This window comes from Leptospira levettii, assembly GCF_002812085.1.
GTDB classification, from domain to species: domain Bacteria; phylum Spirochaetota; class Leptospiria; order Leptospirales; family Leptospiraceae; genus Leptospira_A; species Leptospira_A levettii.
Genome location: NZ_NPDM01000001.1, coordinates 876,269 through 900,331, shown reverse-complemented (window position 1 = coordinate 900,331; position 24,063 = coordinate 876,269). Strand labels below are relative to the sequence as shown.

Annotated in this window: 23 protein-coding genes and 1 tRNA gene; 11 read left to right on the top strand and 13 right to left on the bottom strand. The window is 37.5% G+C overall.

Annotated elements, in window-relative coordinates:
- Window positions 1-129: 129 nt before the first annotated feature.
- From CH354_RS04110 to CH354_RS04100, 3 genes are all read right to left on the bottom strand, one after another.
- Window positions 130-972, bottom strand: a complete 843-nt coding sequence (locus CH354_RS04110) for a cyclic nucleotide-binding domain-containing protein (protein ID WP_100725491.1) — start codon at window positions 970-972, stop codon at window positions 130-132.
- A gap of 91 nt (window positions 973-1,063) precedes the next feature.
- On the bottom strand, window positions 1,064-3,076 hold the full coding sequence (ligA, locus tag CH354_RS04105) for an NAD-dependent DNA ligase LigA (protein WP_100728779.1): 2,013 nt from the start codon (window positions 3,074-3,076) through the stop codon (window positions 1,064-1,066).
- Window positions 3,077-4,090, bottom strand: coding sequence for a M23 family metallopeptidase (locus CH354_RS04100; protein WP_100721671.1), 1,014 nt, complete (start codon window positions 4,088-4,090; stop codon window positions 3,077-3,079).
- Here CH354_RS04100 and CH354_RS04095 point away from each other — a divergent pair.
- Genes CH354_RS04095 through CH354_RS04080 form a run of 4 tightly spaced genes read left to right on the top strand, consistent with a single transcriptional unit; the run spans window position 4,089 to window position 7,192 of the window.
- Entirely contained in the window at window positions 4,089-4,826 is a 738-nt protein-coding gene (locus tag CH354_RS04095) for a SanA/YdcF family protein (protein WP_100725488.1), read from the top strand. The genes CH354_RS04100 and CH354_RS04095 overlap by 2 nt on opposite strands.
- Entirely contained in the window at window positions 4,823-5,869 is a 1,047-nt protein-coding gene (locus CH354_RS04090) for a hypothetical protein (RefSeq protein WP_243395953.1), read from the top strand. Before CH354_RS04095 ends, CH354_RS04090 begins: the two co-directional genes overlap by 4 nt.
- Before the next feature lie 26 nt (window positions 5,870-5,895).
- Window positions 5,896-6,624: a hypothetical protein gene (locus CH354_RS04085; protein WP_243395952.1), complete on the top strand. Its 729-nt coding sequence runs from the start codon at window positions 5,896-5,898 to the stop codon at window positions 6,622-6,624.
- Between the two features lie 22 nt (window positions 6,625-6,646).
- The gene (locus CH354_RS04080) at window positions 6,647-7,192 is read left to right on the top strand and encodes a YceI family protein (protein WP_100728777.1); all 546 of its coding nucleotides are present in this window, start codon (window positions 6,647-6,649) and stop codon (window positions 7,190-7,192) included.
- Window positions 7,193-7,221: 29 nt separating this feature from the next.
- Here CH354_RS04080 and CH354_RS04075 read toward each other — a convergent pair whose 3' ends face one another.
- Window positions 7,222-8,097: a molecular chaperone DnaJ gene (locus tag CH354_RS04075; protein WP_100725486.1), complete on the bottom strand. Its 876-nt coding sequence runs from the start codon at window positions 8,095-8,097 to the stop codon at window positions 7,222-7,224.
- A 79-nt stretch (window positions 8,098-8,176) separates the two neighbouring features.
- Here CH354_RS04075 and CH354_RS04070 point away from each other — a divergent pair, with 79 nt between their 5' ends.
- Genes CH354_RS04070 through CH354_RS04055 form a run of 4 tightly spaced genes read left to right on the top strand, consistent with a single transcriptional unit; the run spans window position 8,177 to window position 12,176 of the window.
- Window positions 8,177-9,892 (top strand): acyl-CoA dehydrogenase family protein, encoded by a 1,716-nt coding sequence (locus CH354_RS04070; protein WP_100725485.1) that lies wholly within the window; start codon window positions 8,177-8,179, stop codon window positions 9,890-9,892.
- A gap of 6 nt (window positions 9,893-9,898) precedes the next feature.
- Window positions 9,899-10,807: an AEC family transporter gene (locus CH354_RS04065; protein ID WP_100725484.1), complete on the top strand. Its 909-nt coding sequence runs from the start codon at window positions 9,899-9,901 to the stop codon at window positions 10,805-10,807.
- Window positions 10,804-11,700, top strand: a complete 897-nt coding sequence (locus tag CH354_RS04060) for a DMT family transporter (RefSeq protein ID WP_100725483.1) — start codon at window positions 10,804-10,806, stop codon at window positions 11,698-11,700. The genes CH354_RS04065 and CH354_RS04060 overlap by 4 nt, the downstream gene beginning before the upstream one ends.
- 5 nt (window positions 11,701-11,705) lie before the next feature.
- On the top strand, window positions 11,706-12,176 hold the full coding sequence (locus CH354_RS04055) for a DUF4442 domain-containing protein (protein WP_409036414.1): 471 nt from the start codon (window positions 11,706-11,708) through the stop codon (window positions 12,174-12,176).
- Between the two features lie 55 nt (window positions 12,177-12,231).
- Here the strand turns inward: CH354_RS04055 and CH354_RS04050 are convergent, their stop codons facing one another.
- Window positions 12,232-14,652, bottom strand: coding sequence for a 1-acyl-sn-glycerol-3-phosphate acyltransferase (locus CH354_RS04050; RefSeq protein WP_100725481.1), 2,421 nt, complete (start codon window positions 14,650-14,652; stop codon window positions 12,232-12,234).
- Between the two features lie 108 nt (window positions 14,653-14,760).
- On the opposite strand from CH354_RS04050, the gene CH354_RS04045 reads away from it, so the two are divergent.
- The 3 genes from CH354_RS04045 to CH354_RS04035 are packed head-to-tail and all read left to right on the top strand — an operon-like array spanning window position 14,761 to window position 17,624.
- On the top strand, window positions 14,761-16,146 hold the full coding sequence (locus CH354_RS04045) for an SLC13 family permease (protein ID WP_100725480.1): 1,386 nt from the start codon (window positions 14,761-14,763) through the stop codon (window positions 16,144-16,146).
- Window positions 16,147-16,194: 48 nt separating this feature from the next.
- Complete coding sequence (locus CH354_RS04040; protein ID WP_207762624.1) at window positions 16,195-16,767, top strand: hypothetical protein; 573 nt, start codon at window positions 16,195-16,197, stop codon at window positions 16,765-16,767.
- Between the two features lie 8 nt (window positions 16,768-16,775).
- Window positions 16,776-17,624, top strand: coding sequence for a CAP domain-containing protein (locus tag CH354_RS04035; RefSeq protein WP_100719240.1), 849 nt, complete (start codon window positions 16,776-16,778; stop codon window positions 17,622-17,624).
- Between the two features lie 37 nt (window positions 17,625-17,661).
- Here CH354_RS04035 and CH354_RS04030 read toward each other — a convergent pair whose 3' ends face one another.
- The 8 genes from CH354_RS04030 to CH354_RS03995 all read right to left on the bottom strand — a co-directional run bounded on the left by CH354_RS04030 (window position 17,662) and on the right by CH354_RS03995 (window position 24,060).
- Entirely contained in the window at window positions 17,662-18,129 is a 468-nt protein-coding gene (locus CH354_RS04030) for an EVE domain-containing protein (RefSeq protein WP_100719239.1), read from the bottom strand.
- Window positions 18,129-20,081 (bottom strand): ATP-dependent zinc metalloprotease FtsH, encoded by a 1,953-nt coding sequence (ftsH, locus tag CH354_RS04025; RefSeq protein ID WP_100719238.1) that lies wholly within the window; start codon window positions 20,079-20,081, stop codon window positions 18,129-18,131. The genes CH354_RS04030 and ftsH overlap by 1 nt, the downstream gene beginning before the upstream one ends.
- 27 nt (window positions 20,082-20,108) lie before the next feature.
- Entirely contained in the window at window positions 20,109-20,672 is a 564-nt protein-coding gene (pth, locus tag CH354_RS04020; protein WP_100719237.1) for an aminoacyl-tRNA hydrolase, read from the bottom strand.
- A 19-nt stretch (window positions 20,673-20,691) separates the two neighbouring features.
- Window positions 20,692-21,324 (bottom strand): 50S ribosomal protein L25/general stress protein Ctc, encoded by a 633-nt coding sequence (locus CH354_RS04015; RefSeq protein ID WP_100719236.1) that lies wholly within the window; start codon window positions 21,322-21,324, stop codon window positions 20,692-20,694.
- 17 nt (window positions 21,325-21,341) lie between these two features.
- The gene (locus CH354_RS04010) at window positions 21,342-22,283 is read right to left on the bottom strand and encodes a ribose-phosphate diphosphokinase (RefSeq protein WP_100719235.1); all 942 of its coding nucleotides are present in this window, start codon (window positions 22,281-22,283) and stop codon (window positions 21,342-21,344) included.
- Entirely contained in the window at window positions 22,280-23,041 is a 762-nt protein-coding gene (locus CH354_RS04005; protein ID WP_100725479.1) for a sugar phosphate nucleotidyltransferase, read from the bottom strand. The genes CH354_RS04010 and CH354_RS04005 overlap by 4 nt, the downstream gene beginning before the upstream one ends.
- Window positions 23,042-23,068: 27 nt before the next feature.
- A tRNA-Gln gene (locus CH354_RS04000) sits at window positions 23,069-23,144 on the bottom strand.
- A 4-nt stretch (window positions 23,145-23,148) separates the two neighbouring features.
- The gene (locus CH354_RS03995; RefSeq protein WP_100725478.1) at window positions 23,149-24,060 is read right to left on the bottom strand and encodes a 4-(cytidine 5'-diphospho)-2-C-methyl-D-erythritol kinase; all 912 of its coding nucleotides are present in this window, start codon (window positions 24,058-24,060) and stop codon (window positions 23,149-23,151) included.
- Window positions 24,061-24,063: the final 3 nt, after the last annotated feature.

The following is a 24,063-nucleotide window of genomic DNA, read 5'->3' as shown; positions in this document are numbered from 1 at the left end:
ATTGGGATTTTTTGTTGGTTCTAATAGCGGAGGAATGGATGTAAATTGACTTACCTCTTACAAACGCCGAAGGGGTTTACCAAATTATATATTATGTTTGTTAGATGAGAATGTAAAAATTCTAGATTATCAAATGCATAAATTTTCGATCATTGCCATAAGCAAACATAAGGTTTGGAATATAGAGTAAGCGACCATTTCATCATTTTTTGCCACTTGTCTCAGTAAGTTTGAATCAAGGTGAATTGTTAATGCTCCATTTGATCCTGCTCTTACATTTAAGACATGTCCTTTATTTGCATCTTTTTTGATGAAACCGAATATATATCCTGGTTCTAATCGTAAGATAGGGATTTCTTTTGTTGGATCCTTTGGGTCGTTAACATAATGAACAACTTCTCCTTCAAGAATTAAGTATAAATCAGAATCAACTAAGTTCTCTTCCGAATAAACAAATTGGCCAGGGTTTACTAAACGAAATCTAGAATGATAGATTTGAGAATGAATCCGTAAATTCTGTTCTTTCATTTTAGCCAAACGATTTTGATCAACTTGGTCTAAAATAGTATTGAGCTTGAAGGAACGCATTAAGTCATGATTTGTATCAATATTAATTGTTTGAATGTAATTCATCATGTATTGAATTGCTCTAATGATAAATTGAGAATCTGCATTCATACAAAAACTAAAATCGGATTCGGAAATGAATAATACTTTTGTTCCGTCTTCCATCGCTTTAACAGTATCCATTCTAATATTACTAACAAACGCAGATAATCCAAAGAATTTAAACTGATTAATCACTAATTTGACAATATGATTCTCTTGGTCTATATGATCCGTTTCCACCTTTCCATTTAAAACAAAACAGATGCCTTCAGATGAAGATTCTCCTTTTTGATAAACAAATTCACCTGAATGGTAAGATTTAATTAAAAGAGAATCTTTAGGTAAAATATCTAAGAACATCATTTGTTTTTATCCTTTCGTGTATCTGGATCGTTGAAGTTGGGATCTATTAATGGAATGAAATGAATCAGATCAATCCAATAATATAAATGGCTTATATCGAAATCCCTTCTTTTTTCAAAAGGTTTAAGAACTCTGATTCCGATACCAAAGTCACACCAAGTTCCTTTGCTTTGTCGAGTTTGGATCCAGCACCTGGTCCATAAAGTAAGTGAGTTGTTTTGGAGGAAACACCTGTTACTTTTTTACCACCATGTTTTGTGATGAGATCCATGGCTAGGTCACGAGGTTGGAAATTTTCAAAACTTCCAGTGACACACCAACTTTGGCCAACAAACGGTTGTAATTCGCTTTTTTCGGTTTGGTCTGCTTGGAATTTAAGGCCAAATTTGATGAGGGTGTTTACCAGTTTTAATGTTTCTTTGTCTTTTAAATGGTTGAGAAGGGCATCAATGGTTCGTGGCCCAATTCCATGGATGGCCGTAAGTTCTTCGGTTGCTGATTTTGATTTCGCTAATGTGAGCAGTTTATCCCAGGAATCATATCCATTTTCGATGAGGATTTCTGTTACCTTCGGGCCAACTTCATTTAATCCAATGGATGGAAGAGTGAAACGAAAATCCTTTTCCTTGGATTTGTTTATGGCATCAAATATGATTTTGACTGATTTTTCGCCAAAGCCATCTAACTCTAGTATGGATGTTTTGTATTTTTCTAATGTATATAGGTCAGGAATGTCTTTTACCCAACCTTTTTCAAAAAAAATCTGAATTTGCCTTTCACCAAGACCTTCGATGTTCATTTGTTTTTTGCTACAGAAAAAAATGAGTTGGTTGAGTTTCCTTTCTGGGCAATGACGATTTGTACAAAACAAATCAACAGAATCGTCTACTTTCGTTAATTTTGTGTTACACGATGGGCATTCTTCTGGTAAAACAAAAACTTTCTTTGGGGGAAAAGTTACTTTTTCGACAGCGGGAATGATTTCTCCTCGTTTGGAGATGAGTACTTTTGCTCCAATTCCAGCACCAAGTTGGTCAATATAATCTTGGTTGTGTAAGGTGGCGTAAGTAACAGTGGTTCCAGCGAGGGAAATGGGAGTCACTCTTGCTCGTGGTGTGACTTTACCGGTGCGCCCAATCGCAAAATCAATTTCTTCTATCGTTGTCTCTTTTAGAAGGGCATCAAATTTAAAAGCCCTTGCCCATCGTGGAGAATGGCTTGTTTCTCCAAGATTTTCCCGTAAGTTTAAGGAATCGAGTTTGATGACAAGTCCATCCACGGGGAATGGCATTTTGTCCTTTTTCTTTCGGAATGATTCAATTTCTTTAATTAACTTGGTTCCTGAAAGTATAGTTGTGTCAGGAGCGAGAGGGAATTTTTCTTTTTTTAATACATTTAAAATATCTTTATGAGAGTTGATTCCTTTTCTTGAACTAGAAAAATAAACATCATAAACAAAAATTCGTAACGGTCGTTTTGCGACTTCAAGTGGATCTTTTTGTTTGATAGAACCTGCGGCTAAATTTCTAGGATTCGCAAATTTTCCACCATACTCTTCATTAAATTCTTCAAAATCAGCGAAGGTCATAAATATTTCGCCACGAACTGTGAGGTTCATCGGTTCAGATAAGTTTTGTGGAATGGAAGAAATGGTTTTCACATTTTCTGTGACGATATCACCAATTCCACCAGTTCCTCTTGTCACACAATGAGTCAGTTTTCCATTTTCATAGTATAACAAAATGGAGGCGCCATCAATTTTCCATTCTAAGGAATAATTTTCTTCTATACCGGTTTTATCTAGCCAATCGGAAAGTTCAGATTCATTATAAGTATTTTCTAAAGATAATACAGGAACTTTGTGTTTGAATTTACTAAATTGAGGGCTAAGGTCTGAACCTACTTGTGATGTTGGCGAAGAGGAATCTGCGAATTGGGGATTTTCTTTTTCTAATTTTTGGAGTTCTTTAACAAGAAGATCAAATTCTTTGTCAGAAATGATCGGAGCATTGTTTTTATAATATAAGTCATTGTGACGATTGATTTCTTTACGAAGTTCCAAAATTCTTTTTTTTGGATCTTCGGTTTTTGTTTTTTTAGGCAATCAGTATACTCCCGCTTGCATGTATTGTTCTGGATCCGTTTTTCCTTCTTCCGAAATAAAGATTTCATAATGAAGGTGAGGTCCAGTGACATTTCCTGTTGCTCCAACTTCTGCAATTTGTTCTCCCGCTTTTACTTCTTGTCCAGAACGAACATAAATTCTCGAACAATGTCCGTATAACGTACTAAAGCCGAAATCATGTTGGATGATGATATGATGTCCGTAACCTACGTTTGAGTAAGTGACTCGAACAACTCTCCCTGGTGCAGACGCATAGATAGGTGTTCCAACAGCATTTGCCATATCCAAACCGTCGTGGTATTCCCAATAACCAGTAGTAGGTGATTTACGCATTCCAAATGGGGAGGTTAAATTATAGGAATACATAGGATTAAACAATGGAGAACGAGATAAGATATCAGATCTTTGGTACAAAAATTGAAAATTTGCTTCTACCAATCGTTGGTAATTATCCATTCGGTGTTTTAATTGTCGCAATTCGTAAATTTCACTCAGATACTTACGACCTACATCCAATTGTTTGTCTTCTTTTTCTTCTTTTTGTAAGGATTCAATAGCTGATGATTCAATCCAATCCTCTGCTGGAATTTTTAAAAGTTCATCATCATTCCCATCAATCAGAGTAAAAAGTTCCAACATGTTTTCGTTGAGTTTGGAATACTCTTCTTTCATTTCTTCTAATTGATTTGCATGAGTGATGTAAGTATCAAAATAGGTTCCATAAATTTTGGAAAGTTGGTTGATTTGAGTTTGTGTATTATTGGAACCAACAATTCCATAAATTGCTAAACTCAATAGACCTAAAGTGAGGCCTAAAAAAAATAGGATGGTAAAGTGTGAAATCTGGAAGTGAAAGGAACTATCATAGCCATGGGGAATGACAAGAATGGTCATCCGCTGGTGACCTTTTTCTTTCACCTTATCAATCTGTTTCTTGATTTTCGGATTGTCTTGTGAAAAAACAGACGTAATCTCTTTAATTTTTTTCTTCATGACGAACCGCGATTCCTACATAAATAAGACGCTCCGATTCCTTTCACGGGTCAAGTGGAAATCCCTGTTTCTGCGATTGTTGGTTATTTTTGGAATTCTTAGTTTTGTCACATTGGCATCCAATTTAGGATTTTGGCTTCTATATGAAAACTCTGTTCACACCAATCATCCTTCGGAAATCCCTGAGGCAGATGTTGCCATTGTTCCTGGTGCTGCCGTGTATGGAAAAACACCATCTCCTATCCTCATGGACCGTTTGGCTTGCGGATTGGAACTCTACAAAGCAGGTAAGGTCAAAAAAATCTTACTCTCTGGTGATAATGGGAAAACAGATTATAACGAACTTCGACCAATGCTCGAGTACATGTTGTCCCACCACGTGAAACCCGATGATATTTTTGTGGACCATGCTGGTTTTCGGACATTGGATACACTCATCCGAGCAAAAGAAGTGTTTCTGGTTACTAAAGCTATTTTTGTAAGCCAGTCCTTTTTTTTACCGAGAGCGATGTATCTTGGAAAAGAGTTAGAACTAGAGTTATACGGTTACGAATGCAATTTACGAACCTATAAAAAAGAAACCTATTATTTGTTTCGAGAATTTTCGGCGAGGATGCTTGCTTGGTGGGACATCCAATGGGACACACCTCCCAAGTATTTAGGAAAACCGTATCCTATTGAAGGGAGTGGGATGAGCACTTGGAAAGGATCAATACCAATCTCGATTCCGAAATGAAATTGAACTTAAAACTCTCTTTTCCATTCGTTAAAACATTTTTAGTGAGTATTATTTCTTTCGTTATCTTACTGAAGTTACCACCTGTATTGTTTGATGCGAAGATGGCAGCTAAGGTTTTTAACTTTGGTATTTATCAATTGATTCTGAATCCTTGGACAGAAAATACACAATGGGATCAATTTTTTACACCTTGGATTTTATGGGTCTCTGGACTCATTTCAAAACCAGAGGATCTTGTTTTCATTTTAAATTGGTTCACAATCCTTTCAGGGGTCATTTTTGTAGGATTTATTGCACATCGATTGGATTGGTTGTTGGCTATCTCCTTATGTTTCATCCTATCCTCTTCCCCTCTTTATTTAATCTTTCAAACTTGGATTGGTTTTTCTGATCCTATTACATTTTTACTGATAACTTTGTATTTGATTCTTTTGTATTCAGAATTTTTACCGAAGTTAAAAATCCTATATTTGTCTTTCGTTCTATTTTTAGGAATGACCAATCATCTATTTCAAATGTTGGCACTTGTATTACTTGTGAATGTATTTTATCTGGTATACCACAAAGATAAAACCAAGATTTTATTCGGTGCTTATGTCTTTGCATTTGTTATGTATGTTTTGTTCCTTTTTTATATTTTGCAATGTACGCCAATTGGTTGGAACCAAACACGTGTTTCTGTTTTTTCAAAAATGTGGGGTAATGAATTTATCCGCATGAACCAATCGGAATTTTTACTTGGTACCGTTGGATTATTCCATGGACTATGGCCCTTCGTGGTTTATATCATGTATCGAATGCCAATCTCTATCTTAGGATTTGTTTTTTGTTATCTGCTTTCCATGATGACTTATGATACTGGGCGAGTGTTTGCAATCCTATCCACTCCGATTCTTTTACTCTTTTCCATTCAAAATTGGCAAACAGCAAACTTCTTCGAAAAAAGAAATTCGATTCTTTTCTCAATTGGTTCCATCATCATCTGCAAATTATATCCATTATTTTATAAATGGGATGGAAAGATTACCTATTTACAATAAAGAGTTCGTTTTCTAAAATTCAAATCATGAGAGTATACTTTGTTATGTTGGTTTGTATGTTTTATACTTCAACAGTATTTGCCCAGTCTATACCATACTTACAAAACGACCCAAAACCAAGTGTCACAAAAGAGTCACTGAAACGAAGAAGGAATCTTTTAGAATGGCACCAAATTGCAGGTCTAACAACGTTAGCCCTTTGGTTAGCTACCAATTTGGAAGGTGATAAAGCGTCTGAATCTCTGTATCGAAAATCAGACCAATATGCACAGGGCCTTCTCCTTGCAAACCCACAATACGCAACAAATGATCCCATGTACTTGGTCGCGTTGAGTCCTCTCAATCGGCATAGTATTGCAGCAGATTATTTTTTACTCAAAGACCCAACCAACAATGCCGGATTGTATTTTGCCTTAAAAGCAAATGAAGAATGGGAGGCAAAACGTTCCGGTGATCTTCATAAAAACTTAGCGATGGCAACGTTTAGTATGTATGCCATTACGGCAGGGTTGGCATTTTTTTCTCCTTCAAAAATTGACACGGATGTTGAAAACGAAACCGATGGGCCAAGAATTTATAGTCCAATCTTTGCGCACAAAGCAATGATTCCGATTCATTTAGCTTCCATGTTACTCTTACCTGGACTAGGAGCAAGAATCGAAAAAGAAGGCCCGAGAGCTGCACACCAAATGGAACAAGTTGGTTGGGCGGGATTTGGTGCCATGTCAATTGCACTGCTTGTGATTACGTTTTAAAAGGAAGGAAAAGGTTTTTAGAATGAAAAAGTTAATCATAACATTCATCATTTTATTGTCTGGAATGCAATTGCATGCAATTGAAGTTTCAAAAAAGAAAATTGAATTTTTTGTCGAACATACAACTAAAAATGTAACAGGTGTTTGCAATGAAATCCAAATGGGAAACCCTAACTTACAAGGCTCAAATGGAAAATACAATTTAAAGAGTCCGTTTGAAATCAAAATTCCAATTTTAAAAATTTCAACCGGTGATTCCAATCGTGATTCCCATATGCAAGAAATTTTAGGTTACCCCGATACACCTTTTGTCCAAGTCAAAATAGAATCGATTTTACCTTCGAAAACAAACGAACAAAACTATACCATCAAAGGTAAATTGATGATCCATGGAAATACGAGGGATTTTTCGACTGATGCAAATGTAAAAGTTTTGGAATCAGGTGAGTTCCAAGTAGACGGTATTGTGGTTGTAAAATTTTCTGAATTTGAATTGGAAAATCCATCCTTACTCTTTATGAAAGCAAAAGATGAAATCCAAGTGAGATATCATTTCGAATTCAAATAAAACAGTTTTTTACATTCAATTGGAACCAACTAAGTTCCTATCAACTCTACCAAACGATTGTATTTTAATATAATTCGTTTGGTCATCTCTTCTCCCTTTTTGTTGATATCTGGATGGTATTTTTTTAATAATTCTTTGAATTTCTTTTTTACATCAACGATCGTTGCACCAGGTTCTAAATCAAAAAAAGTGAGAAGATCTTTTACTTCTGTAGATACAGATTGAACGGCTTTTTTCTTCTTTTTCTTTTTGGTTTCTCTAAATCTACCATATAATTCATAATAGGTGCGATCTCGGAATTCTCGAGTGATATCACGAAAATTTAATATTTTTGTAGGGATCAGACTTTTTAAATATTCATACAAAAATTCTTCGGCACCAAATTCAGGATGGATTTCAAATTTTTCTAAAAACTGATGGATAGACCTACGTACAAAAAAATCAATCTCAAACTTATCCATGAGATAAGAATCCACTGCATCATCAAAATCGATAGTTGCAGCAGTCAGTAGAAGCAAAAGTTCTTGGTCCAACTTGTGGTTAGCGATTGTTTTTTGGATGAGAGATTTATAGGATTCTCGGAGTTCATATAACGGTCGTTCGCTAAAAAAAATACCACCCTTTAAAAATTCTTCGGCGACTTCATCTAATTCTAAATTCCAAGCTAAAAAATCGACTAGTAGGTCACCATCAACTTCATGGAATCCACCAGAAAGTGTCATTTGCGGTTTGTTTGCTTTAAATTGGTAAACTTTGCGTAGGCATTCTTCCTTTCGGATTTCTAAGAGTTCGGAAAGTCGGTCATATGACAAAAACCACTGCATGGCTTCGGAAACGTTTTGCAGTTCAAAAATGACATCGTGCAAAATCTGTTTGGACTTTTTTGTTTCCGTTTTTTGGACCATAAATTTGTCTCTTAAACCAATTCCATATCGGGGTGACTTTTTTGCTAGTGAATCCTATTCCATTTTCTGAACTGGAGATATGAGTCACCATATTTCTGAACATCCATCTTTACAACCTTTTGATATTTCCGAGTACAAAGGACTACGTGGTAAGAATTTTTACGATATGGATCCAGCCTTACAAAGGATGGTAGAAAGATATTCTGAAACATACGATCCATCTCACAAACAAGCGATGGTAGATCACATCCGGAAATACGGGGAGTTGGTAGGTGGGATATTAGATGAACTCACCGAAGAGTGCCATAAAGAAGGAAAGTATGGGGAAGTGATCAAATATGATCGAACTGGAAAACGAATTGATTTTGTAAAATACTCTGAGGAACAAAAATTAGCACGGAAAATATCCTATGACCATGGTGTTGTCAATTTAGATTTCCACCCAGAATGGAAATACGAATTCACACATATTCATCGTTATGCGCTAACGTATTTAATGAATTTAAATGGAGAAGGTGGAGTCGCGTGTCCGTTGGCAATGACGGATGGAATGATCCTTGCTTTAAAAAAAATAGGAACAGAAGAACAAAAGAAAAAATACTTACCTCTTGTTGCCGGCAAAGGAAGCGAGTCTCATTTTATGGCGGGTCAATATGTGACTGAACGAGTGGGTGGAAGTAATGTGTCTGCCAACCGGACGTTAGCGAAAAAACTTCCTAACGGCAAATGGGAGTTAACGGGAGAAAAATGGTTTTGTTCCAATCCAGGTGATTTGTGGGTAACAACTGCAAAAATCGAAGGAACGAATACAGTTGGAATGTTTTTGGTTCCACGAATCAAAGAGAATGGAGAACTGAATGGCCATCATATCCTTCGCAAAAAAGACATCATTGGTTCTCGTGGAAAAATTACTGTGGAGATCATTTATGATCGTGTGGAAGCTGAAGAATTTGGTCGTCCTGGCCATGGTCTTGTCAATTTAATTCGATATATCATCAAAACATCCCGTCTTCATGTTGGTCTTGGTTCCTGTGGAAATGCTAGGCGATCTGTAATGGAAGCATCGGAATATGCAAAGTTTCGAACAGCTTATGGGAAAAAAATCTTAGAATTTCCATCCTTTGTGAAAACACTTGCTGAGATGCAAATTCTACAAACGACAAATAGTTTTGTAAATTTTCGCTCAGTTCACCTAACCGAAATTTCTCATGATGCAGCAGAAATCACAGTTCCACTTCTAAAATACAAATCATCATCACAAGCAAGTTATATCACACAAAAAGCAATATTAACATTGGGTGGAAATGGTATTATTGGAGATTTTTCTCCATTACCAAGATTACATAATGATTCCATTATCAATGAAACTTGGGAAGGAACACATTTGATCATTACTGATCATTGTTTGCATGCGTTACAAAAACCAAAAGTATATCTTGCATTCCAATCTCTACTTGATGAATTAACGGCCCACGTTGGAGAAATTTCAGAATTAAATACTGTCAATACAATCTTCCAAGAAAAACGTAAAGAGTTAACTCATTGTTTGAAAGAAGAGTCCAAAGATTGGAAAGACATGAATCGTGTATACATCGCAGATTTAACGTACCAAGTATTTGTTTTGGCAGAATTGATAGAACAAACTGTCCACGATGTTAAGGCAAAATTACCTACAAAGTATTTATATTTTGCGAAAGGATATGCGGAAATGGTTCGTGATGGAATGGAAGCACCAAGGAAAAAAGATGGTGTGTTTTTTGAACCTAAAGCGCTTGAGACGTTTCTTTCTTTTTAAACTAAAATGGAGAATTTTTTATTATTGGGAATTTGTTTTGGTCTTGGATTACTCTTTCGAAGACTGCCACAGTTTCCCGAAAACACTCCTAAAGTTCTGAATGGATTTATCCTTTTTGTTTCTTTACCTTCACTCGTCTTGTACCATGTACATGAATTAAAAATCAATATTTCTGCACTCATGCCAACATCAATGCCCTGGTTGGTATTTGGATTTGCATTGGTGTTTTTTTTGATTTTGTATAAACTTAAAATTATGACATTTCCAACCACTGTTTGTTTGGTATTAACAGCAGGTCTTGGAAATACTTCCTTTGTAGGATTTCCATTATTAGAAACTTATCTTGGTAAGGAATCGTTGGGATATGGAATTCTTGCAGACCAACTTGGTACCTTTATGGTGCTCAGTTTTCCTGGGATCATACTTGCCTCGATTGCAATGGATGGTAAATGGGATATTGTAACCTTGGTCAAACGAGTCCTTGGTTTTGCTCCTATTTATGCTTTGGTTTTTGCAATATTAACCAGACAGATTGAGTATCCAAATTCATTAAAGATCGTATTGCTACGACTAGGTGATACTTTGACACCTCTTGCTTTGGTATCTGTAGGATTTATGTTAGATCTGCGAACAAGTGCAGGACATGGAAAGTATTTACTAATCGGATTAGGATTTAAATTGGTCTTAGCTCCTATTCTAGTATATTACGTTTATAGACCAATCCAAAACGACCAATTATTATTCCAAACCATACTATTGGAATCGGCTATGGCACCAATGGTCACATCAACTGTCATAACAATTGAAAAAAACATATCACCACATTTAGCGAGTCTTATGTTAGGAATTGGAATACCATTGTCTTTTCTTACGACATATTGTTTGAATTTTTTAATTAAAGGAAACTTCATTTGAACATTAAATTTTTATTACTTCTGATTCTTGCGATGGTTTCTTGGGGATTCTCTTGGCCTATTGCCAAGATGATTGCAGGTTCTGTTCCAGTCCCAGTATTAGTGTTTTGGAGGTTTCTTGCTACTTTTTTATCTGTGATACCAATTTTGTTTGTTATGCGATTGCCAATACGTTTAAAATCAGGAACGGATTATTGGAATGTCCTCATCGGAGGAATCATTTATACGTTATACAATCAATTTTTCTTTTTGGGTTTAAAGAATGGATTACCAGGAGCTGGTGGTGTTCTTGTTACAACTTTAAATCCAATTGTAACGTTTTTTATCGTTTTTCTAGTTCAAAAAAAATCAATAAGCAAACGACAAGTATTAGGTCTATTTTTTGGATTTATTGGTGGTCTGGTGATTCTACAAGTATGGAAAATCAGTATCGATTATCTTTTGTTATCTGGTAATTTATTCTTTTTGTTATGTTCCTTTGTCTGGGCAATACTTTCACTGAATAGTCAAAAAACAGGGAAATCAATGTCTCCAATTACTTATAGTTTTTATGTCTATGGTGTTGGATCAATTTTAGAACTTTTGTTCTGTTGGAATGACCCTCACTTTTGGAAGGTCTGGGATTTTGGTTATACCTTTTGGTTTGCAATTTTTTATCTGACTGTGATCTCAACTACCTTTGGAACAACTGTTTATTTTTATGCAGCCACAAGACTTGGATCCGAAATTGCGAGTAGTTTCATTTTTATCGTTCCTCTTTCTGCTTATTTGAGTAGTTATTTGATTTTGGATGAAGTGGTACAAATCCCTGTTATCATTGGTGGTGCGTTGGCAATGTTGGCAGTTTATCTGATCAACTCCAAACACAAAAAGAAGGAAACAATCATTTCATGAGAACAATCTCTTGGAAAAAAAGATTTAAGATTTGGTTGTATAATTTTTACCCACCTTACATAGGTGCGGGGATACGGATTAAAAAAATAGCAAAGGATTTAACTTCATTCGAAGTGGAAATGAAGTTAAGTTTTTACAATCAAAATTACGTTGGTGTACATTTTGGTGGTTCTTTGTACTCAATGTGTGATCCATTTTTTATGTTAATTCTATTGGAAACTTTAGGTCCTGATTATATAGTTTGGGATAAAATTGGATCGATGAGCTTTATCAAACCAGGTAAAGGAAAAGTAAAAGCCAGATTTTTTATCCCAGAAGAAGAAATCCAAAGGATCAAAACTGAAATTGAGGCAAAACGAAAAGGAGAATTTCATTTTACCACAAATGTATTGGATGAATCGAATCACATAGTTGCTACACTAGATAAAACAATTTACATTCGGAAACGAGGAAAACTTCCGATTCAGAATGTATAATTTGGATTCTGTGATCTTAAGTTTTCATTCAGTTACATTATCAAATTAAAGTTGGTTAGTATTTTTTGTCTTCATCTTCTGGAATCATACTTGCGTAATACAATAAAAGAGCGTCATTTTTGGAATGAACCATACGGTTAGCCTCTTCTATCATTTTACGTTTTTCTAATATCTTTTTACCTTTCTCCCAAATTTCCTCAGGATCCCGGATCAAATAATTACCTTCATGTCTTGAAATAAAGTCTTCAATTAACATCGTACTCTGAGAAACTTCTACCGAATAATCATTCTCCACTAAGATCTTTGCAACAATTTGATTTGGTAAAATCTTATGGTATTGTTTCCAACCCTTTGTGATACGATAACTTAATTCAATGGTAGGATCTTCTGTATGAGCATATTCCGAAATCGGGATCGGGTCACAAAATTCAACGTATACATTGGATCGTTTTGCTAAAAATCCTGCCATCCCAAGTTCTTCTGGCATATTGCAGAACTGGTTATCTTCAGGAACAGTTTCATATGAGACAGAAATTGGTACGATCACAATCTCTGTCCCAGAACTTCTGAATGCATTCACTGCTGTAGTTAGGAGTCCAGTTTTTACTGGGACAATTGCACCTGTTCTTGATCTGGTTCCTTCAGGATATACTAGAGACGGAATCCCTTGTTCAAGCATCACTTGTGAATATAATGTCAAACATTCAAGATACAAACTATTCCTAGTTCGTTCTCGATCCACTGCATATGCACCCAACGATTTTAACATCCATTCCCAAAATGGGTTGGACATTAAATTGATGCCAGCCGCATAACGAGGAACAGGTAATCCTAAATGAAAAAGCGAATAGGCAACTTCAACTGAATCTAAATGAGATCTGTGAGTTGGTGCATATAACAAATTATATTTGGAAGAGAGAGCTTTTACAACTTCCGTTTTACCACCGATATGTGGGATCATTGAACCTTTGAGAAAACCACCAGAAAACAATCGAATTGGTGCAACAAATCGTAAAACAGATTCACGTACAGTTGGGCTGTAATTATCAGCGATTTCGCTTACATAAAAACGAACCAACTCTTTGATGGATGTGAGTTCTTCATCTTTCTGGCAATTTTGGAACCGTTGCCAAATTTCGATTTCTGATTCAAACTTTACTTCTTCTAATTTTTGTTTTTTACGTTTTGCTTTTGTGAGTCGTTTTTGTGTGGATTCAATGACTGCAGAAGATTGTTTTTTCACTCTGCTAATGGTTCCTGGAACATTGCTGATTTGTTTCATAATTCGATCTACTAATAGATTATGAAAATCAATTCCAGAAGTAAGATTGAGCCCCACTTTTTTTTGAACTACAAGTGGAATGTTTTTTGCTTCTGTTTTTTTACCACAGATTAAATCGATAAGTGATCCAGGTGGTTGTTTACGCGTTAATACATCAAATAAAGTTCTGTGCAGGGTAAAGGGTAGGCGAATTTCATTGGCAAGTTCGATGAGAATGCTGAGTGCGTAGGTTCCTTCTACGTTATCATGCCATTTTGTGGATTCTCTCTCAATGAAGGAACGAGGAGCAAAAAAGATTTCAATTCGATCTTTGATGCTTAATTTTTCTCCACCTGACAGAAGTTCACCGACAATCTTTTGACCAAACCCTCTATTTCGACTTTTGTTACTTGTTGCAGTTGTGATAAAATCTGCGAGTCCAGATCTACCCATCACAGTGTCAGGTCTTGCACCATAACGCATAGCAAGGTCTCTCACTTCTTGGAAACCTACAGAAAGTATTTCTCCAAGTAAATTCGATCCATAACGAGGCAGTAAGGATACAATCCCACTGGCAATCGCCATTGGGTTTTTAGCAACACCCACAATTTCCATACCAATCACATCATCAGTGATAGAAGTGTTGATGAAATGGGATGTATAAACCTCAGATAAGTATTCAGCTGTGTATTTATCAGATGAACCTATATTGAAAAAACTGAATTTTTCTTCTAAGATTTCTCCTAAAAGAGAAGGGCCGTTAACGACAGCCACAGAAGCATTATTAAAATTCCTTTCGCTTAGGTAGTTTTGTAAATATTGAGAGTAGGTGATGAATCCAGTTTTTTTACGATTTTTAGAATCTAAAATTCCTTTTGTCAAAAAGGAAAATACATAATTATTAAATGGTTCCAAAACTTCAATGAGGCTGTGGACACTGTCCAAAAATGACCGGGAAGGAACTGCTATATGAAATGCCCAATCGTCTCGCCCAAATGCATCTAAACTTGACACGATGTCAATGTGATCGGGAAGTTCAATTGTCTTTCCCATAATTTCTGTTTGGCGGCGTTTCTTTAGGAGTTCCACAAATTCTTTGTCAGGAATCCATAAAGTGATAGAATCATACTTTTCAGCCAGTAGGGAAGCGATAATGATACCCATTGGGCCACTACCCAAAACTGCTTGTTTTAAGTCGTTATAGGTTATTTGCATAAAAAATTAACATTTAAAAATTTCGGGAAAGTCTCATTGTATTTGTTTGCTTGAAACGAATTGAGTCTATCGAAAAAGTATCAGGTGAGTATAAATCGTCAAGTCACAATGATTCGAGCAGGCCTTCTATTTTCGACTCTTTCCGTTTTTCCAGCCATCTTTGGCTTATACCAAACTTGGCTTGGTCTTACCCCCGCCCAAGAAATCAATTTAGCGATTGCCCTCGTCGTATCCTTTCTTTGGGTCACAGAACTCATCCCATTATATGTCACAGGATTTTTGGTTCTTTTTTTAGAGTTGGTCTGGTTAATTCCTGGTTGGGGTCCAGGTGCTCCAAAAACGATTACTTTTTTATCTTGTTATTTTTCAGAGACCATCTTACTTTTCTTAGGTGGATTTGTGATCTCAAGTGCGATTAGTTTTTATGGTCTTGATGTGGACATTGCCAAATTTGTGATCAAAAATACGAAAGGTTCAGCATTTTTATTAGTTTTATCATTAGGTTTTGCCACTGCCTTTTTGTCCTGCTTCATGAATAATACGGCAACAGCTGCCATGATGTTAGGACTTGTCTCTTCCATGATGAAATCGTTAGAGGATACTAGCCCTTTACGAAAATCAATTTTGTTTATTGTTCCTTTTTCCGCAAATTTAGGAGGGATTGGAACTCCTGTTGGTACCCTTCCCAATGTGATTGGAATTGCCTATTTACAAGAAAAAGGATTTCAGATTGGATTTTTGGATTGGATGGCGTTTGCGTTTCCGGTCTTCATACTTTCTGTTTTGGCTCTTGCTGGAATTTTGTACATTGTGTACTTAAAAAAAGAAAAATCCATCCAATCAATTCGGTTGATCCAAGTAAGAGAGGAGAACACATCTGTTTCTTCCCAGAGAAAATATATCTCGATATTGATCATTCTCATCACAATCTTCGGATGGATTAGTTCTGATTGGCACGGAATTTCGAATGGAACTGTCGCCTTATTTCCAGTGATTGTTTTTTTTGGATTTTCCCTTTTGGATCTAAAGGAATTTCGAAATTTATCCTGGGATGTTCTAATCTTAATGGGAGGTGGAATTGCCCTTGGGAAAGCATTTGAAGAAACTGGACTTGCCAAACATTTTGTTACCTTGTTAATGTTAGGTGACTCGAGTCAGTTAGGATTGTTTTTATTTTTTTCGATTTTGTCTTTGTTTCTCTCTTGTTTTCTCAGTAACACAAGTGTTGCCAATTTGATCCTACCCATTTCCATGGGTCTTCCTACAGATCTCATTTTACCTGCGGCCATTGGCGCAACCATCGGTGCCTCTCTAGCGATGCCACTGCCTGTCTCAACACCTCCCAATGCATTAGCTTTCAGTTATGGTGGCATTCGGAGCTTCGAAATGGTAAAAATTGGTGGGTCCATTTCTATCGTAGCATGGGTCTTTTTTACCGTTGTGGGCGGATTCCTTTTGCACCAATTACACATTGTGGATTTTTCTAAGTTTTAAAAAAAAGACTTTTCCTTGGTTTCTCATCCGTTAGCCTTCTCACGGATTATGATTCGATTTCGAAAATTCGCACTTCTTGTCTTATGTTCCCTTTTTTTTCTCTCATCTTGTTATAATTATATGAGTGAAGATGTGCCCATTGTCACAAGGCCCGATTTTAAACAACAAATCCCACTTTTATCCATCAAAGTTTCCACTCCCGAAAACAATAAAAACAAAAGGGAAATCACAGCACTGTATACAAAGTATCTCTCAGAAACTGGATATTTTGGAAGGGTATTATCTGATGGTGTGAGAGCAAACCATCACATTGACATTTATACAAGTGAAGTGAATGAATACGAACATTTCTGGGTTTCTTCAATTTCAACAATCTTTATGATCGGAACTGCGGGATTATTACCTTCAATTTACTCGAAAGAACGTGTGTTACATGCAGATTTTTACTTAAACGATAAACTGATTGGCCGAGAAAAATATAGGCAAAAACATTCTACATTATTTGGAATTCCATTTATGTTTATTTGGGAAACAGGAATCAAAGAAGCAAAAACCATCCAATACAATAAAGAAAAAAATCTCATCCACAATGTCGTACAAGATTATAACCGTTACTTATAGGAGTTGCCATGAAATTACACACAATCAAACACCAAACACCAAAACAAAAAAAACATTCTCTTTTAGGAATTAGTTTTTTAGTTCTCTTTGTTTTCACTTTGTGCAAAACTCCGGAAGTTAAAAAGGCTCCTGTTGTAGTGGTGGAACAACCTAAAAAAGTAGAACAAGTGATTGAAAAACAAGATCCTAACTTAGCATTTTTAGAAAGTATCGAAGATGGAAGGGAACTTCCCGATTCAGACAAATGGAAAGTAGAACAGTATGAGTCTTTTAATGAGGATACATTTCCTTCCTATGGCCCTGCAAATGCCACAATCGATTTTGCAAAAGTAGACTATCCTTTGTTAAATGCTGCTATCTTTTATGTAACATCGAAAGAAAGAAAACAATTGGGATTACGACCATTTAAGTATTCAGAACGTTGCGAACAAGCTGCCTTTGGACATGCACAGGACATGGTAACATATGATTTTTATTCACATACAAGCACAGTGAATGGTAAAGAAACACTAAAGGATCGGTTGGATTTGGTAGGTGTTTCAGAAACTTATTCCGCTGAAAATATCATCAATGCATTTGGAATCCAATACCAAAGTGGACGACCTGTTTTCACACCTGCACAAAATGGTGGTCCATTTTTCAGCTACACAAAGGCAGGAACACCTATCCCAAACCATACTTACTTAAGTTTAGCAAAAGCTGTGGTGGAAGTATGGTTCAATTCTCCAGGGCACAGAAAGAACATTCTCAATCCAGAGTTTAATTATATGGGAGCAGGGGCTTACTTTTATAAGGATAAAAAATTCTTTGATGTAGATAAAGTCAAAGCAGTGCAGGTTTTCACAGGAAAACCGTAAATATCATAGCAGGTTATTATATGGAAACCTGAATTGGTTACTTTACAGTAACGCCTGCTAGCTTTGTAACAATCTCAAATTCTTTTTTGGTGACCGGTTGGATCGAGAGTCTCGATCCTTTCTGAGTCACTACCATCTTTTCTAATCCCTTCGTTTTTTTCAAAAGGTCAAGAGGAATCAGTTCATCAAATTTTGTATGAGGTTTGAGATGGACACCAAACCACCTTGGTTCCGTACCTTTCAGTTTGGGATCAAAATATTTGTGGTTCGGGTCAAATTGGTAGGGGTCAGGACTTGCTTCTTTTGCGATTTCTGCAATGCCTACAACGCCTGGTGGTTCTAAGCGACTGTGGTAAAATAAAACCAAGTCACCTAACTTCACTTCATCGCGAAGGTAATTCCGTGCTTGGTAATTTCTGACTCCCTCCCAATACGAGAGTTTTTCTCGTATTAGGTCATCGATGGAAAAAACATCTGGTTCTGTTTTAAAGAGCCAATATTTCATTAAGCCGAATAAGCTGGTTTTGTAGCAGATGATCCTTTTCCTTTTTTGGATCCAACTCCTGATTTGGAATCAGAGAATTTATCAAAAGAAGGTTGTACGATATCTGTTAATTCTTGTGCATCAATGGTCTCTTTTGCGAGAAGTGCCTTTGCAATCGCATCCAATTTCTTTTGGTTTTTCTTCACCAAATCACGACCTTTGTCGAGACAAGTTTGGATGATACGTTTCACTTCTTGGTCAATCATAGCAGCAAATTCTTCTGAGTAAGGTTTGCTTGTATGTCCATAGTCCCTTCCCATAAACGGAGAAGACTCTCCAGATCCATAGTGGATGGTTCCTAGTTTTTCAGACATACCCCATTCACAAACCATACGTCGAGCAATGTTGGTTGCTTGTTGGATGTCATTGGAAGAACCGTTTGATGGGTCACCAAAGATCAGTTCTTCGGCAATGTATCCACCCATAGACATCACAATTCGATCCAAACAATAGTTTTTACGATACGAATGTCTATCTTCCACAGGAAGCGATTGTGTTAAACCAAGCGCTCTTCCTCTTGGGATGATGGTAACTTTATGAACTGGTTCGGTATACGGTAGTAAGGTGCCGAGGAGGGCGTGACCCGCTTCATGGTAAGCTGTCATTTCTTTCTCTTTGTCAGAGATGAACATAGACTTACGTTCTGGTCCCATCATCACCTTATCACGAGCTTCTTCCAGTTCTTCTTGGGTCACACGTTTTTTATTACGTCGTGCCGCAAGGAGGGCTGCTTCGTTGATGAGGTTCGCAAGATCAGCACCTGTAAAACCAGGAGTTCCGCGAGCAATGGAGTTTAAAGAAATATCAGATACTAAAGGAACTTTTTTGGCGTGAACCGCTAAAATCTCTTCTCGGCCTTTTAGGTCTGGAAGGTCAACGATCACTTGTCTGTCAAAACGACCTGGACGAAGAAGAGCTGGGTCAAGTACATCAGCACGGTTTGTTGCTGCCATGACAATCACACCTTCATTCATTTCAAATCCGTCCATCTCAACTAACATCTGATTGAGGGTCTGTTCTCTTTCGTCGTGTCCACCACCAAGTCCTGCTCCACGAAGGCGACCGACCGCATCAATCTCATCGATAAAGATGATACAAGGTGCATTCTTTTTCCCTTGGTCAAAAAGATCACGCACACGAGAGGCACCCACACCCACAAACATTTCCACAAAGTCAGATCCAGAGATGGAGAAAAAAGGAACTCCTGCTTCCCCTGCAACTGCTTTGGCAAGTAAGGTTTTTCCTGTACCTGGAGGACCAACGAGAAGAACTCCTTTAGGAATTCTTGCACCAATGGCTTGGAATTTTTTTGGGTCTTTCAAAAATTCAATGATTTCGAGAAGTTCTACTTTTGCTTCTTCACAACCAGCCACATCATTAAATGTGACTTTTACTTTTGGATCCACATTCATCTTGGCACGAGACTTACCAAAGGTAAATGCTTTGTTGCCAGATGCTTGGAGTTGGCGCATCATGATGAACCAAATGATCCCAAGAGCGAATAACCAAGGTATGATGCCTGATACAACACTCCAAAACTTATTTTCTTCAGTTGACTTTGCTGTGAAACTAAGGCGTGACTTACGAAGTTTTGTCACCAAATCATCGTTCACTTGTGCTACATTGGTTTTGAAAGGTTTTGGTTTATTATCCTTACTATTTTCAGGAATGTACCAACCTTCGATGAGTTCTTTATCAATGATGATTTGTTGTTTTGATGAAATGTCTTTCCCATCTTTAGAAGTGATTTTCCCTATGGGTTTTTTCCCTTCAATGGGTTCTACCATATTCAAAAAATCGGAATAACTGATTTCGTCGGGTTTACCGGCAAAGTCTTGGCCTTTGTAAACCGTTGCCAAAATGACAAGGAATACGAGTAAAAATAGGAATACGGTTTTGATGTTTTTATTCATGTAAGACTTCCGAAGATTAGACTACAATCAAAGGTGATATTTCTGAATCACTTCGTCGATATCCCCCATGGAAATCGAACGAATCGCCGCTTCGGCGTCATTGATGATCTGTATCAAACTCAGGTTCTCTAAAGGCTCAAAATCTTCACGTAAAAAATCTTCTCTTTTTTTCGGATTGTAGCTGGAATTAAGAACGCCGATCCGAATGCGGATGAAGTTAGGAGAACGTAATGAGACAGAAATCGAGTTTACCCCAGGATTTGTGTCATTTTCGCCACCTTTTGTGACTACGATTTGGCCCAGTTCCAGTCCTACATCTTCGTGGATTACGACGATGTCTTTGACTTGGATTTTGAGAAAGGAGGCAATGTAGAGGACAGACTCACCAGAGAGTTCACTGAAGGTTTGTGGTTTGAGTAAAACCACTTCGTCCCCTTCAAAGTCACCTCGTCCGATGAGTGATTTTTTCTTTTTAGTTTTGATTTCGATGCCAATGTTGTTCGCAATGACATCAAGAATCTTAAAACCAATGTTAGATCGATTGTTGTTATACTTATCGCCAGGATTTCCCAGCCCTACAATTAACTTCATTGGTTCTTAAAAGTAGTTCTTACTTCTTAGCCGCTTTTTTAGCTGCTGGTTTGCCTTTTGCATCAGCTTCTGCTTTTTCAGCTCGTTCTGCTGCTAGGATCGCTTTCGTTTTGTTACATGATGCAACAATCGGATCACCATTCACTAAGATTTCCCATGATTTTGGGTGTGGAAGTTCAGAAACTTTAATCATCATTCCAACATCAAGACCACTTACATCAACAGTAATCACGTCAGTCAAATCTTCTGGAGTGGATTTTACTTTGATTTCGTGAACTAAGTGTTCGAACTGACCACCAGCTTTTGATCCTTTTGCAACACCTGAAGTTTTGATCGCTACAGTTGTTTGGATTTTTTTACCTGGAGTCACTTTGTAAAAGTCAATATGACGAATTTGTCCTGTGTGAGGAAATCTTTGGATTTCTTTTACGAATACTCGTTCCGATTTTCCGTCGAGTTCAAGGTCAATGAGAGTTGCCTTACGAATTCCGGAGTCGATAAGTCTTTGGATTTCTTTTTCGACAACACTTGCCGATTTTGCCTCACCGTTTCCGATGATGTTAGCCGGTACTAAACCTTCCACACGCATTCTTCTAGCAGGACCTTTTCCTGTTGAAGTTCTTGGTTGTGCTTTGATAGTGATTTTTTCCATGATTATGTTCCTTAAAGTTATGAAAACAGACTAGAGATTGATTCTTCGTTATGAATCCGCTCGATGGCTTTTGCAAAGAGTGGGGCGATAGAGAGCGTTTTCAAGTGATTTATTTTTTTGCTCTCGGGAATGGCTATGGAATTGGAGAGAACAATTTGTTTAAAATTGGCCTCATTGAGCTTTGTTGGTGCTTCACCAGACAATACTCCGTGGGATGCACAACATAATACTGACTTTGCACCATTTTCATAGAGTGCGATTGCCGCTTTCGCAATGGTTCCACCAGTATCGATCATGTCGTCGAGTAACAAACAGTTTTTGTCTTTGATGTCACCGATTACATGCATGACAACCGACTCGTTTGCTTTTGGTCTACGTTTGTCGATGATGGCAAGAGATCCGTTTACTTTTTTACCAAAATTACGGGCACGTTCTGCTCCACCAGAATCGGGAGATACAATGACTAAATCATCCATCCCCAGTGAGTTGATGTATTCTGCGAGTACTGGTGAAAAATACAGATGGTCTACCGGAATACGAAAGAATCCTTGGATTTGGTCCGCATGCAGGTCCATCGTGAGAACACGATCAGGTCCAACAGTTTCAATTAAATCAGCAACCATACGAGCAGAAATCGGAACCCGTGGTTCTACCTTTCTGTCTTGGCGTCCATAACCATAATAAGGAATGACAGCAGTAATACGACGAGCGGAAGCTCTTCTTGCTGCATCTATGATGAGTAAAAGTTCCATCAAACTGTCGTTTGCTGGGTAACTAATGGATTGAACCACAAATACATCACGGCCACGTACGTTTTCTTCGATTTTAACAGAACTTTCTCCGTCAGAAAATCGTTTCACTGAGATTTGACCATTTGGAATGCCTAAGTTTTTGCAGATTTCTTCTGCTAAAGGTCTATTTGCATTACCAGAAAATACTACGACTTCACTAGGATTCATACTCCAACCAACCCATTATCTATATATTGTTTCGCAAGTTCCAGATCATCAGGGGAATTGATTCCATGACTTTCTAAAGCATTGGTTAAAGTTTGTGCTCCAACCTTTTTCCCTTCGTTTCGGAAAATTTTGATCACATCAGTGAGGTAATATTCTTTTTGTGCGTTATTGTTTCCAATTTGTTTGAGTGCACCAAAAAGATCTTCAGTATTAAAACAATAAGTGCCTGTATTCACTTCGTTTACGGCTTTTTCTTCTGGGTTTGCATCTTTTTCTTCTACAATGCGAAGTAAACTTCCATCATCAGCAGAACGAATGATACGGCCGTAACCAGTTGGGTTTTCCATTTTTGCAGACAATACTGTTGCTACATAACCATTTGTTTTATGGTGTTCGATCAGATTCGAAAACGAGGATGCTGAAATGAGAGGTGCATCACCACAAGCAACTATCGTATAACCAGAGTATGGTGCGAGTGACTTCTCTGCTGAAATCACTGCATGTCCTGTGCCGAGTTGTTCTGTTTGTTCAGCAAACTCAACACCTGGGAAGGATTTTGCAATGTCTGTGACAATGTCTTTGCGGTAACCGACAACCACAACCTTTCGATTGATGCCGGCGGATTCGATATTACGAAGAACGTGGAGTAAAAGTGGAGATTCGTTCAGTACAACCGCAACCTTGGGAAGCTCACTCTTCATTCGAGTTCCTTTCCCCGCCGCCAAAATAACAGCAGTTACAGTATTATGTAGGTTCATCGTTCGTTCTATCGGATCTTTTAAAACTGGCTGGCCTGCTAGGATTCGAACCTAGGGAATGGCGATACCAAAAACCGCTGCCTTACCGCTTGGCTACAGGCCAGTTTCTAAAAAGAGAACGTTCGAAATTCCATTTCGGGGAATCGATGGGAAACATTGGGAAGGGCCTCGTTTCGTTTCTCCTCAGCCTTGTAAATGCCATAAAGACAAGAACCAGAACCTGAAAGAGAAGCAAAATCTGCTCCCGACTCAAAGAACCCTAATTTCAATTCCTTTAGTAAGGGTTGGGTCTGGAAAGCGATTTTTTCAAACTCGTTCTCTAGCCTGTTTTGCAGGTAAGCCCAATCCCCGACGTGAAGACTTCGAATTAAATCCTCTGCCAGAGATTTCCATACTTCGGAACCATAGGGTTTTTGTAAACTTTTTTGAAGGCCTGCGTACATAGAACCTGTAGATAATCCAAAAGGAGGGATGGCCAAAATGCCATACCCCTTGGCAACAGAGATGGGTTCTAAGACCTCCCCAATCCCACTCACAAAACAAGGAGAGGATTGAAGGAAAAAAGGCACATCCGCCCCAATGGATTTGGCAAAACTAATCTGTTCTACCGGGTTTAAATTTGTGAAAGGGAAAAGTTCACGCAAAAACACACCAGCATTGCTACTCCCACCACCAATTCCTCCCTCAGGAGGCAGAAATTTTTCTAAGTGGATGGTGATTTTGACAGGTGTTTTGAAATGCGGTTTTAGTTTTACGAAGGATTTTGTGAGGATATTCCGAGAAAGGTCTCCTCGTTCCGAAACTGCTTCAAACAAATCATGCCGATACCCTTGTAAATGGTTCACGGAATGGAATTCAAATGTGGATTCATTTCCACTGGGTAAGGATTGGATTTGGATGTCCATAGGATCACCCAAGTCAATGGGAACAAACACACTTCTGATTTCGTGTAGACCATCTTCCCTTTTGTAAGGAATCACCAAACCAATGTTAATTTTTGCATGGGTGGTGGTTAACAAAGC